This window comes from Aquimarina sp. 2-A2 (assembly GCF_045505135.1).
Lineage (GTDB): Bacteria > Bacteroidota > Bacteroidia > Flavobacteriales > Flavobacteriaceae > Aquimarina > Aquimarina intermedia.
The window spans coordinates 260,393-272,919 of the sequence record NZ_JBJKFI010000002.1 but is presented as its reverse complement, the minus strand read 5'-3'; the positions used below and the strand labels follow the sequence as shown (position 1 = coordinate 272,919).

Below are 12,527 nucleotides of genomic sequence, written 5' to 3'. Positions count from 1 at the left end.
TTTATTATTTTTAAGTTATACTTAAAAATTTAAATACCTTTGTGAGAGCTACAAAATAAAATAAACCATGAAAATATTGATCCTCAACGGTCCTAATCTTAACATGCTTGGCAAACGGGAGCCTACTATATATGGTCATCAAACGTTTGAAACATTTTTCACCAAATTACAGTTTGATTTTAAAGATGTCGAACTAGCATACCAACAATCCAATATAGAAGGAGAGCTTATTTCTCATATTCAAAATGCAGATGAAGTATTTGACGGGATCGTATTGAATGCCGGAGCCTATACACATACGTCTATTGGAATAGGAGATGCTATAAAATCGGTTTCTGTTCCAGTGGTAGAAGTGCATATTTCTAATACTTTTAGTAGAGAAAAATTTAGACATACTTCGTTTATCTCTCCCAACGCTAAAGGTGTCATTGTAGGGTTTGGTCTCAAAAGTTATGTGTTAGGAATTCATAGCTTGTTGGAGTAATGAGAAAAACGTATTTCAATTGGAGTAGTGGTAAGGATTCAAGCTTAGCACTGTACTATATGTTACAACAATCGGATGTTGAAATAACCCGATTGATAACTACAGTTAATAAGGACTATGAGCGTGTGTCAATGCATGGATTGAGAGAGACTTTACTTGATCAACAGGCACAAAGTTTAGGGATACCTCTAGAAAAGATATACCTGCCTGCCACAGTATCTATGGAAGCGTATACTCAAATTTTTAAGCATAAAGTGGAGAATTTAAAAGAAGCAGGATTCACGCATTGTGTTTTTGGCGATATTTTTTTGGAAGATCTCAGAAAATACCGCGAAAAACAACTTTCTACACTTAATATTCAAGCTTTATTCCCCTTATGGAAAAAAAACACAAAAGAACTTATTAAAAGTTTTATAGATCTTGGGTTTAAAGCCATAACGGTTTGTGTAAATGCAAAATTTTTGGATGCCTCGTTTTGTGGGAGGGTAATTGATCATGAATTTATCGATGATTTACCTCTAGAAGTAGATCCGTGTGGTGAAAACGGTGAATTTCACACCTTCGTTTTTGACGGTCCCATTTTTAATAATCCTATAGAGTTTACTATAGGTGACATAATCAAAAGAGACTATAAACCGACGACAAAAAAAGAGGATAATTGTTATAAAGATGAAGATGAGGTATCTTGGGATACTTCTTTTTGGTTTTGCGATTTACTACCTAAATAATACATTTTATAATTTATTGAAAAGCCCAAACCATAAATCTATGGAATTGTGTACCTTTAAGCTATGTTGTAAAATTAAAATCTATGATTCTTCCGCTCACATTATCTGAAAATGATCCAGACGAAGCTCAGCATGTTTTTATCGATTTTCTAAAAAACGAGCCGGTAACAGTTTTATTAGTCTTAGGAAGTAGTGATATCGCTATTAGAGCTGTTGAAAAATGTACGGTTTTAATTAATTCATCAGATATTTTTTATAAAGGAGTTCGTGTGGTGCATGCACCTAATATATCTTTAATAAAAGATATTCTTTTTAGTTTAAAAATAAATCCAAGACTTAAACCATTGGAATCAGAGGGGTTGAATGCTTTGGTCATGATCTCAATCACGAATGTTTTTGATAATGTTGCTGATTATGTTGCAGTGTCCAAATTGGATAATCGTTCGGTGTATTATATTGACCGACTCATATTTAGAGCAATGGCATACGATAAAGATTTAACAGCCTTATGACGCGTCGCTTCTTTTTTACATATAGCTCTTGTTTTTTGATCTTTGTTTCGACTACGCTTTATTCGCAACAAGTGGAGTCCGTTTTGCGAGTTATTGAGGTAGATCGTGACGGTAAGTATCGGACAGCTCAAAATGAAATTCGGGAATCATATGTCAACAACAAAGTATCTGATATTAACAGTACACTCCAAATTCAAATTGCTATAGATGACTTACTGGATAAAGTAAAAGGATTAACTTTCCAAGGACTGCCTTCTGATATAGTAAGTAAAATAAACAAGCTCTCTATAGCTTTGGAAGAGCGAAACAAAGTACTGTCTCAATTCAAAATTCTCCTGGAGGAATATGACTATAGAAAATTCAAAGAGAATAGCTTACTGAATAAAGAGTGGGTGAGTACTATGCAGCAGTTAGTTGCTCCGGTGGAGGCTTTAACACAAATTGATCCTTATATCGAAGAAGGTCCCGGTGGCTTTAGACCGGAGGACATTTATGCACGGACTTCTGTTGTTTTAAACCGAATGCGTGCTGAAGTACAAATTACAGCGCAAGAAGAGGGGGTGTATTTGCAGTTAGGAGCTTGGTTATATAGTAAAAGAGAACCATTGCCTTTACACTTGCCCGGATTTGATAATATCGAACCGCAAGAACGCTATGAGGTGGAGCGATGGCAGATTCTACCAACTAAAGAGCAAGTTGCTGCATTAAAACAGCTTAATGAAATTGCGGCTAAAAATCGCAACCAAGATTTATCTGTTATTAAAAAGTACATAGAAACTGAAGTTGATCGAATCAAAGAATTATTATTTTTAGATAGTAAGAATTTATTTGAAAATTTAGAAGCGGCACTTGAAAATATAGACCATTCCAGCTATCAGACAATTCAATCCCAAATCAAAGAATTAATAGTTGATTTCAAATTTTTCATCAAAACAATCGAGCAAAAATTGAAATTTTATCAAAACCTTTCATTGGATTCTAAAGAAGCGATAGTTTCGGTTGTTAATCAAATCGAAGAGGATCTTATATATATTACAGAACAAGAGGGCAAGCAACTTGTTTTAAAATTTGTTAATACTTACGAGAATTTAAAAAAGCTTGGTCAGGATACTGAAGAGATCGCTACACTTGGGGAAGAATTGACCAAAATCATAACAACGTATACCTCGTGGTTAGAAATTGTATCTCAGGATTCACTATTTAAAAATATCAAATCATTACTTCATGGAGTCGAGGTAGATTTTGAGGCCTTACAATTTTCAGATGAAGTTTTAAATCTGATGCTGTCAGAGGCGCCAAAAGATACTGAATTAGATCTGTATACCACCGGTATCAGGCAACAAGGAGATCGAATTTTATTTAAATTACTATTGAGAGCTCCTACAAAAGAAATATATCAAGAGACTCGAGAAGTTTATTTGTATAAAGTATTACCTCATATTGAAGGAACGGTCGGGGTTGTATTTGCCGATCCGCTCTCACGTACAGCTATTGAAACACAATTTCAAATGGCGCCGTATTATAATATGCTGCTTAAGGGAGTTTTTGACCAGAAGTTAAGAAGACAATCTGTGGCTTATAATCGGATATTTGATTGGGGAATCGGTTTGCATATTTCTGCACCGGATTTTGACGGCGATGATGTACCTGAGTTAGGTACAGGAATTGTAATTTCGGCACTTCATGATTACCTGCAAACGGGCTTAGCTATCAACGTATTTACAGGGGATCCTTATTGGTTTTTTGGATTGAGATTACCGGTACCTTCTTTTAGTATTTCAGGCTTATCAAATTAATAAAAAAAAGTCCGGTAAGATTTTTTACCGGACTTTTTCAATATTTTAATGATCTACAATTAGTAGTATTATAGGTGAATAACTTCACCATATGCATCGGCAGTAGCTTCCATAACAGCTTCACTCATTGTAGGGTGAGGATGCACTGCTTTCAAAACTTCATGACCTGTTGTTTCCAATTTTCTACCTAACACTGCTTCGGCAATCATATCGGTAACACCTGCGCCAATCATATGACAACCTAACCATTCACCGTATTTTGCGTCGTAGATTACCTTCACAAAACCATCTTTTGTACCGGCTGCACTTGCTTTACCAGATGCCGAAAAAGGAAATTTACCTACCTTAATTTCGTGGCCAGCTTCTTTAGCTTGCTTTTCAGTTAAACCTACACTTGCAATTTCAGGCGTAGCGTATGTACATCCTGGAATGTTACCGTAATCTAATGCTTCCACATGCATTCCTGCAATTTTTTCAACACAGATAATACCTTCAGCTGAAGCAACGTGGGCTAAGGCTGGTCCCGGCACAACATCTCCAATAGCATAGACGCCAGGGATATTAGTTTGATACCAATCATTCACAACAATCTTATCTCTATCGGTAGCAATGCCCAAATCTTCCAGGCCGATACCTTCTATATTTGTTTTGATACCAACAGCAGATAAAACAACATCTGCTTCAAGGATTTCCTCGCCTTTTTTCGTCTTAACCGTTGCCTTTACACCATCACCGGAAGTATCAACACTTTCAACTGAAGAATTTGTCATTACCTTAATCCCGGCTTTCTTAAAACTACGTTCAAACTGTTTTGAAACTTCTTCGTCCTCTAACGGAACTAAATTAGGTAAGAATTCAACGATCGTTACTTCAGTACCCATGGAGTTATAAAAATGAGCGAACTCAACACCAATTGCACCAGAACCTACTACGATCATTTTTTTAGGTTGTTGTTTTAGACTCATCGCTTTGCGATATCCAATAACTTTTTCGCCATCCTGAGGTAAATTCGGTAGTTCACGAGATCTTGCACCAGTTGCTATAATGATGTGCTTAGCTTCATAATCGGTTGCTTTGCCATTACTATCTGTTACTGTAACTTGTGAATTGGATTTTAGTTTACCAAAACCATCAAGAACATCAATTTTATTTTTTTTCATCAAGAACTGAACACCTTTGCTCATTCCGTCAGCAACACCGCGACTTCTGTTTACCACAGCGTCAAAATCCTTATCAAACTTTTCAACAGTTAATCCGTAATCTGATGCATGTTTTAAATAGTCAAATACTTGTGCACTTTTAAGCAATGCTTTTGTTGGAATACATCCCCAATTTAAACAAACACCACCCAGGTTTTCTTTTTCGATTACAGCTGTTTTAAATCCTAATTGCGAAGCTCGAATAGCAGTCACATATCCTCCCGGACCGCTTCCTAGCACGATAATATCATATGCGCTCATAAATGTCAATTTTTTGAAGTGACGAATTTACGCATTATTGTTTGAACGTAAAAGCATATTACTCAAGCATTGCACGAATCTTGCTTTGCAGGAATGGAATAATATCATCTTCAAACCACGGATTTTTTTGCATCCAAAATCGATTTATTGGTGATGGGTGGGGGAGCGGAAGATAATTAGGTAAATATCGACCGATATTTTTTACTCGTTCAGTTAGGGTACTCGCATCTTGCAGATAGTAATCCTGAGCATATTTTCCTATAAGAATCTTTAAAGGGGTTGTTCTCAATTTTGATAGTACTTGTTGATGCCATAAAGGAGCACATTCGGGGCGTGGTGGTAAGTCCCCGACCTTTGCTTTGCCCGGATAACAAAACGCCATCGGAAAGATGGCGAAATTCTCTGTATTGTAAAACTCTTCTTCAGAAACGTTTAACCATTGTTTTAATCGTTTTCCGCCAGCATCATCCCAAGCTAAACTCTTGAAATGTGCTACACGACCTGGCGCTTGACTGATTAGCAAAATTTTAGATGTGCTACTTACTTCGAGTATTGGATTGGCACCGTGAGGTAAATATTTTTCACACACCGTGCAATCTTTTATGGTCGAAAGTAACGCTTCCATTTAATCCAAGGTAGTAGGTGTGGTATTTTGAAGGTTGAATTGTGTCAATACGCTATTAATATCACTGGTATCATTGTTTTTTGCAAATTCTCCGGGAACAATTACAATTCTGAAAATTTGATCGTCTGTAACCACGGGGTCCAAAGAACCAAAATTAACATCACTATCCAAAAATACAGCAACATCATCGATTGTAAAATTAAAGTTGTATTCAACAAAACCTCCGGTATCAAAATAAAAAGTTCGCGGTAGGGGAGTCCATACTTCTAATCCGTTGTTTACTTCTTCTCTCAAATAGACTAAAGCCACATCAGATTCAAAAACATCGATGTTACCAGGGTAGTCAAAGATTAAAGTATAGTTATTTGCGCTGTTAAAAGTCCCGATCCCTTCAAAGACTTGTGCCAGAATGGATATACCCGGTTCTCCTTGTGGTCCCTGATCACCTTCACATGATGTAAAAAGAATTGTTGTAAGACTCAATAAAAAAATGACTTTTTTCATAAATATAATTTAGGTTAATTTGAAACTTACTTTTCGTCAAAGTTAATGCTTACCGAATTCACACAATAGCGTTCGCCGGTTTTTGTAGGTCCGTCATTAAAAACATGACCTAAGTGACTCCCACAATTCGAACATACTATTTCGGTACGAATCATTCCATGCGACTTGTCTTGTATGTATTCTACAGCGCCCTCTATAGGAGCGTCAAAACTAGGCCAACCACAACCGGATTCAAATTTTGAAGCACTCTCAAACAACGGAGATTCGCACCCCATACATCTATAGAGCCCGTCTTCAAAATGCATATTATATGTCCCGGTAAAAGGACGTTCGGTGCCTTTTTCACGCAAGACCCGATATTGCTCTTCTGTGAGCTCTCTTTTCCATTCAGCCTCTGATTTATTTATAGCATATGTACTCATAATTATTATTTTGTTGGTTCAAAAGTTAATGCATCTCCGTTGATACAATGACGTTTGCCTGTAGTTTCGCTAGGTCCGTCATTAAACATATGACCTAAATGTCCGCCACAGGTTCCACATACTAACTCTGTTCTCACATAGCCCAATTTTCGATCACTATCATAAGCTATATTACCATCAATACCTCGGTCAAAACTCGGCCAACCAGTACCGCTGTCAAACTTATGTTTGGTTTCATAAAGCGGAGTATTACATGCTGCACAATGAAAAGTTCCGGCTTGTGTAACTTTGTTTAACGGACTAGAGAAAGGTCGTTCTGTTCCTTCCTGACGTAGTACATAATATTGATCCTTTGTCAAAAGCTCTTTCCATTCTTTATCAGACTTCACGACTTTAAAAGTTTCTTTTTCTTTTGTATTGGTCTCAGTACCTTTTTGTGCTGTACTATTACAGCTGAAAAGCAACGCGATCAAACCTACTAACAACAAATTTTTCATATCAATTCTTTTCTTTTATAGTCTCTTTAATGTCATAAACATTACATATGATTATCAAGAATTATTCCATGATGAAGCTTGTAATATCTTTTATCACATTTTCATCACCAAGTATTTTGCGATGCCCCAAGTTTTCGGTTAATAGTAAGGTGCCTTTCTTCAGCTTATCTGCGATTTCATAGGCACAGCTATGATGTACATCAACATCGTGCTTGTCATGAACGACCAAGGTAGGTATTGTGACACCCTCGGCAGAAACGGCACCAGAATAGGCGTCCAAATCTTCTCCGAATTTTTTGTCAAAGTACTGTTTTAAAAGTACACTTACCTCTTTACTTAATTGCATGTTCTTAGCAAAATTCTGAGTAATAGCCGTAACACTGTTAGCGGTACCAATAATTACCAGTTTGTTAATCGGCAAGCCATCACTCGTAGCTTTTAATAATGACATACCACCAAGTGAATGTCCAACAGCGGCTTCAAAAGGGCCGTGAGAATTGTATAAATGATGTATGGTTTCAATAAAATGCGGCATCATGGTTCTTTTACCCGGAGAATGACCATGTGCAGGGGCATCAAAGCTAACGGTGCTATAGCCATGCTCTAATAATTTTGCAGCAAGCATAGATAACTGTGTGCCTGTACCGGACCAACCGTGAGCTAATAAAATTTTCTTATCCGAGTTTCCGTACGTATAAATCATTACCTCTCTGCGAATAGCGGGGATTTTAATTAATTCACGTTTGCTGTTATCAAACATTATTTTTTCGCGTTCTGGCATTTTGTACGAAAAAGGTGTTAGAAAAAGGCGAGCAGCAAAACGCGATGCTAAAAAAGGAGATAGACGATTTAGGGTACTACCTATTTTTAGAATGTGTTTAGGTACCAGTAATGCTTGTACTGGAACATTTTTTTTATTTTGTTTTTCGGTCATTGAAAATGATTAGAGATGTTAAAATTACATTTTCAAATGGTTTTGTATGATGTGTTTAGTAGAATTAACACTTATCTATTTTATTTTTTTTAGAAAAAGAAAGGGAAATCTTTTCTATAACCTCTGAAAGTGCTTAGTTTTGTACCTTATTTTTAAAATTGAGCAAATGCGGGGAAAACCCATGGAAATAGAAAGAAAAGAGCAAAAGGTTTTATATGATTATCAAGATAGAGATATTGATAAAATATTTTCCAGACTTGATGAATTTCCAGAAAAATATAATTTGTTATATCAATTACCTACCGGTGGTGGAAAGACAGTTATTTTTTCTGAAATTGTAAGAAGATACATTAAAACTACGCAAAAAAAGGTAGTTATCTTAACCCATAGAATTGAACTATGCGCGCAGACTTCTAATATGTTATCAGAGTTTGGTGTGCGTAACAAGATCATTAATAGTGACGTTAAAGAACTATATGATCAGGGGGACTATATGTGTTTTGTGGCCATGGTTGAGACCCTTAATAACCGTCTTAACGATGATAAATTAGAGATTGGTGATATAGGAATGGTCATCATTGATGAAGCACATTATAATTCTTTCAGAAAATTATTTAAATACTTTGAGAATTGTTTTATTCTCGGAGTAACCGCTACACCGTTGAGCTCGAATATGAAGCTCCCCATGAAGGATAATTATCAAGAATTGATAGTAGGAGATACAATCAGCGGGTTGATTGGTAAGGGGTTTTTGGCGGAACCTGTAACCTATACGCATAATGTAGGATTAGGCTCCTTAAAAATTGGTATGAACGGTGACTATACAGTAAAATCTTCAGAAGATTTGTATAGTAATGCAATGATGCAGGATAAATTGTTGAGTGCATATGAAGAAAAAGCCAAAGGGAAAAAGACGCTGATCTTTAATAACGGTATTAACACCTCTATTCATGTATATGATACCTTTGCCAGAAAAGGATATCCTATCAGGCATTTGGACAATACCAATAGCAAACAGGAAAGAACCGATATCTTGGAATGGTTTAAGAATACTGATGATGCAATTTTGACTTCTGTAAGTATTCTAACCACAGGGTTTGATGAACCTACCGTTGAGTGTGTTATTCTCAACAGAGCTACAAAATCACTTACACTGTATTTCCAAATGATTGGGCGTGGATCTCGAATTTTACCAGAGAAGAAAGAATTCACCATCATTGACATGGGTAATAATACGACTCGTTTTGGATTATGGAATGCGGAAATTGATTGGCAAACTATATTTAGATCTCCCGATTTTTACTATGATAACTTGGTTAGTGATGAGGACATAGAGAGAAATTTTAAATATGTAATGCCAAGTGAAATTAGAGAAGAATTTGCTAATTCCACAGATATTGAATTTGATATTGAAGAAGAATATTCTAAAACTAAAAAGTATAATTTACGTAGTAAGAGTGTTCTTGAAAATTCAATTGAACAACATGCCAAAATGTGTGTAGAAAATAGTGAAGATGTTTTTGATGCTAGAATTTTAAGCAGATTGCTTAATGATGATATCGAGTATCGGGTGCGTCGCTATTCTTATTGTATTAGTAAAAGTACCAAAAACTATCGCGATTGGTTACAGGAAGACTATAAGAGAAAACTCCGGACCCGAATTAATCAATTGTTTGTTTAAAAAATTATACCTCTACAATGAGTTTACCGGTATTTTTACCGTAAAATAACATGTTTAGTGCTTTTGGAAGATTTTCGAATCCGTTGACAATAGTTTCTTTATAGTGAAGTAAACCTTGTTGAACCCACGGCGTCATTTCTTCCAAAAGTTCTGGCATTCGATTATTGTAATCTCGTGCTAGGACTCCTTGAATTTTTGCGCGTTTATATAGCATTTTATGTAAAAAACGTGGACCAAGGTTAGGGGAGTCCAGTCCGTCAGAATATTGAGATATTTGTCCGCAAATAATAATTCTTGCATACGTATTTATCGAGTCTATTACGGCGTCAGTAATATAGCCTCCAACGTTATCATAATAAATATCTACACCCTGGGGAGCTAATCGCTTTAATTCCAAATGTATTTCCTTTTGAGTAGTAAATTTTTTGTAATTAATAACACCATCCAGTTGAAGTGTTTCTTTTAAATATTTCGTTTTTTCATCAGATCCCGCAATACCAATTACGTGACATCCTTTTATCTTAGCTATCTGAGTTACTATTTGGCCGACTGCTCCCGATGCACCTGACACCACAACCGTTTCTCCTGGTTTTGGTTGCCCTACATCTTGTAATCCAAAATAAGCAACTCTTGCTGGCATGCCCAAAATACCTAAGGCCGTTGTCAAAGGTACTTCATCCCGATTTAACTTGCGTAAGCCGGAAATATCTGCGATCGCATACTCTTGCCATCCCGCATATGACAATACCCAATCGCCCACTTTAAATTCTCTACAAGATGGATGTATGTCCTGTATTTGACCAACTACAGCACCTCCTTGAACGGTATCCAAAGGATGGGGCCGTTCCCAAGTTTCTAAGGCCGACTGCTGAATTCTCATATAAGGATCTAAACTAAAATATTTAGATTTTAATACTACTTGATTTTCTTTCAGTTCTGTAGTTGATAGTGAGGTTGTTTGTAATGAATAATGACGTTCATCAACTACATTTTCAGGACGTTTACGATAGATCCATTGTCTGTTTGTGTAGGTGTTCATATAATATTTGGTAAATTAATTTCTCCAGTTAAAAAGGGTACAGCAAATCCGGTTATATAAACTCTGTTATTACTAAGCTGACAATATAGATTACCGGTACGCTGTGATAATTGCTTAGCTTTAAACTTGTTTTTTTTGAGTTGTGAAGCCCAAAACGGAACCAACGAACTATGGGCGGAGCCTGTTACAGGATCCTCTTGAATGGAGGTCGCATTTGCGTCAAATACACGAGAAACAAAGTCAACCGTTGTCCCTCGGGCAGTAATGACAATGCACAAATACGGGAGGTCTTTTAATAAGGCTAAAGCGGGATCTTCTTTTAGAATCTCTTCTTCAGAATTGTATACAAGAATTAAATCTCTGCTCGCATGAGCGGATACAGGTTTAAATTTCAGGGCTCCATATATTTCGTCAGGTATTGCGATTAATTTTGGGGGTCGTGAGGGGAAATCCAATGTTATAGCATTATTCTGATTACGTATGGCCTTTAGATTACCACTTCGTGATAAAAAAGTAATTTCTTTTAAATTCTCCTCCATATAATTGAATATGACAAACGCTGATGCAAGCGTAGCATGGCCACATAAATCAATCTCAGCATGGGGCATAAACCATCTAATTCGATAATCATCTCCTTCTTTTACGATAAAAGCTGTTTCAGCCAGGTTATTCTCTGCAGCAATTTGCTGCATTGTACGCTCTTCAATCCAATGAGGAAGAATACACACTGCTGCTGGATTACCTTTAAAAACTTCAGAAGTAAAGGCATCAATTTGATATATAGGAAATTTCATTTAATATAATTTTAGAATTTGCCCAGTAATAGGCTGTTCTACTGCCTTTCTATACAGTGCTACCGTATCATCGATAGCTACAGGAAGATGGCCTGCAAATAATTTGTCCTTTGGATAGGCCCCGGCTATAGCTCCGGGAGCAACAACGTTTAACCGAATACCTCTGGGAAGTTCTTGTGAAGAAGTCAGCACCAAGCTATTAAGTGCTCCATTTACCATGGATAATGCTGTAGTTTCCGGTTCATAATGTTCTGATAAGATTCCCGTTGTCAAGGTAATAGAACCTTTGTCTTTGAGATAATCCTTGGCTACTTGCATACTAAGTACTTGCCCCATTAATTTACTGCGAATTCCAATATAATAATCAGCCTCAGTCAATTGATCTAATGGTTTACTAATAGCAGTACCTGCGGCGATTACAACGGCGTCTAGCTTCGGAAGTTTTTGAAATAGCGCAATGATGGATTGCTTATCTTCTATATCTACCGAATATTTTTTACTAGTACGGTGGGCACCAAACACCTCATGGTCTTTGGAGAAATGATTGTAAATTGCTTTTCCGATAGTGCCTGAAGCACCAATGATTAGAATTTTCATACAGATGTAATGTATAATTAGAGAGTTGTGTTCAATGCTTGGACGTACTCATTGATTTTTTTTTCATTTCTTTTAAAGTAGGTCCATTTACCATGGCGAGTAGGTATTAGTAATCCGGCTTTTTGTAAGGTAGCAAGATAACTGGAGATCGTGGGCTGTGATAAGTTAGTTTTATCTTTAATAAACTGTCCGCAAACCCCATCATTGAAATGACCTAAATCAGGATGGGGAGGAAAATGTTTTTCGGGTGTTTTCAACCAATTAATGATGTGCATCCGTGTAACATTTGATAAGGCCTTATTAATAATTAAAATTTCTTCCAGATTCATAATACAAATATACATATTTAATTTTATGAATATGTTAATTTATTGTTAGGTATTTTATAGTTCTTACTCACAAAGTGTACGGGTATTCTGTATCCATAATTATTGGTTTATCTGTATCTTAGAAT

Annotated in this window: 15 protein-coding genes; 5 read left to right on the top strand and 10 right to left on the bottom strand. The window is 36.3% G+C overall.

Annotated features, from left to right (window positions below):
• The first annotated feature begins 67 nt into the window (after positions 1-67).
• From aroQ to ACJRPK_RS06655, 4 genes are all read left to right on the top strand, one after another.
• Positions 68-484 carry a type II 3-dehydroquinate dehydratase gene (gene aroQ / locus ACJRPK_RS06670; RefSeq protein WP_407139151.1) on the top strand — a complete coding sequence of 139 codons (417 nt, stop codon included), beginning with the start codon at positions 68-70 and terminating at the stop codon, positions 482-484.
• Entirely contained in the window at positions 484-1,212 is a 729-nt protein-coding gene (locus ACJRPK_RS06665; RefSeq protein WP_407139149.1) for a diphthine--ammonia ligase, read from the top strand. Before aroQ ends, ACJRPK_RS06665 begins: the two co-directional genes overlap by 1 nt.
• An 83-nt stretch (positions 1,213-1,295) precedes the next feature.
• Complete coding sequence (locus ACJRPK_RS06660; protein WP_407139148.1) at positions 1,296-1,724, top strand: hypothetical protein; 429 nt, start codon at positions 1,296-1,298, stop codon at positions 1,722-1,724.
• A 35-nt stretch (positions 1,725-1,759) separates the two neighbouring features.
• The gene (locus ACJRPK_RS06655) at positions 1,760-3,520 is read left to right on the top strand and encodes a hypothetical protein (protein ID WP_407139147.1); all 1,761 of its coding nucleotides are present in this window, start codon (positions 1,760-1,762) and stop codon (positions 3,518-3,520) included.
• 68 nt (positions 3,521-3,588) lie between these two features.
• Here the strand turns inward: ACJRPK_RS06655 and lpdA are convergent, their stop codons facing one another.
• The 6 genes from lpdA to ACJRPK_RS06625 all read right to left on the bottom strand — a co-directional run bounded on the left by lpdA (position 3,589) and on the right by ACJRPK_RS06625 (position 7,962).
• On the bottom strand, positions 3,589-4,980 hold the full coding sequence (gene lpdA / locus ACJRPK_RS06650) for a dihydrolipoyl dehydrogenase (RefSeq protein ID WP_407139145.1): 1,392 nt from the start codon (positions 4,978-4,980) through the stop codon (positions 3,589-3,591).
• Between the two features lie 58 nt (positions 4,981-5,038).
• Positions 5,039-5,605, bottom strand: a complete 567-nt coding sequence (locus ACJRPK_RS06645) for a uracil-DNA glycosylase family protein (protein WP_407139143.1) — start codon at positions 5,603-5,605, stop codon at positions 5,039-5,041.
• On the bottom strand, positions 5,606-6,109 hold the full coding sequence (locus ACJRPK_RS06640) for a hypothetical protein (RefSeq protein WP_407139141.1): 504 nt from the start codon (positions 6,107-6,109) through the stop codon (positions 5,606-5,608).
• 26 nt (positions 6,110-6,135) lie between these two features.
• Positions 6,136-6,531, bottom strand: coding sequence for a peptide-methionine (R)-S-oxide reductase MsrB (gene msrB / locus ACJRPK_RS06635; RefSeq protein WP_407139140.1), 396 nt, complete (start codon positions 6,529-6,531; stop codon positions 6,136-6,138).
• Between the two features lie 5 nt (positions 6,532-6,536).
• Positions 6,537-7,028, bottom strand: coding sequence for a peptide-methionine (R)-S-oxide reductase MsrB (gene msrB, locus ACJRPK_RS06630; RefSeq protein ID WP_407139138.1), 492 nt, complete (start codon positions 7,026-7,028; stop codon positions 6,537-6,539).
• Positions 7,029-7,089: 61 nt separating this feature from the next.
• Positions 7,090-7,962 (bottom strand): alpha/beta hydrolase, encoded by an 873-nt coding sequence (locus ACJRPK_RS06625; RefSeq protein ID WP_407139137.1) that lies wholly within the window; start codon positions 7,960-7,962, stop codon positions 7,090-7,092.
• 181 nt (positions 7,963-8,143) lie between these two features.
• On the opposite strand from ACJRPK_RS06625, the gene ACJRPK_RS06620 reads away from it, so the two are divergent.
• On the top strand, positions 8,144-9,643 hold the full coding sequence (locus ACJRPK_RS06620) for a DEAD/DEAH box helicase family protein (RefSeq protein ID WP_148782307.1): 1,500 nt from the start codon (positions 8,144-8,146) through the stop codon (positions 9,641-9,643).
• 4 nt (positions 9,644-9,647) lie between these two features.
• On the opposite strand, the gene ACJRPK_RS06615 is transcribed toward ACJRPK_RS06620, so the two are convergent.
• The 4 genes from ACJRPK_RS06615 to ACJRPK_RS06600 are packed head-to-tail and all read right to left on the bottom strand — an operon-like array spanning position 9,648 to position 12,402.
• Positions 9,648-10,682 carry an NADP-dependent oxidoreductase gene (locus ACJRPK_RS06615; protein ID WP_407139135.1) on the bottom strand — a complete coding sequence of 345 codons (1,035 nt, stop codon included), beginning with the start codon at positions 10,680-10,682 and terminating at the stop codon, positions 9,648-9,650.
• The gene (locus ACJRPK_RS06610) at positions 10,679-11,476 is read right to left on the bottom strand and encodes a PhzF family phenazine biosynthesis protein (RefSeq protein WP_407139133.1); all 798 of its coding nucleotides are present in this window, start codon (positions 11,474-11,476) and stop codon (positions 10,679-10,681) included. Before ACJRPK_RS06610 ends, ACJRPK_RS06615 begins: the two co-directional genes overlap by 4 nt.
• On the bottom strand, positions 11,477-12,073 hold the full coding sequence (locus ACJRPK_RS06605) for a short chain dehydrogenase (RefSeq protein WP_407139131.1): 597 nt from the start codon (positions 12,071-12,073) through the stop codon (positions 11,477-11,479).
• A 17-nt stretch (positions 12,074-12,090) separates the two neighbouring features.
• Positions 12,091-12,402 carry an ArsR/SmtB family transcription factor gene (locus ACJRPK_RS06600; protein WP_407139129.1) on the bottom strand — a complete coding sequence of 104 codons (312 nt, stop codon included), beginning with the start codon at positions 12,400-12,402 and terminating at the stop codon, positions 12,091-12,093.
• Between the last annotated feature and the right edge of the window lie 125 nt (positions 12,403-12,527).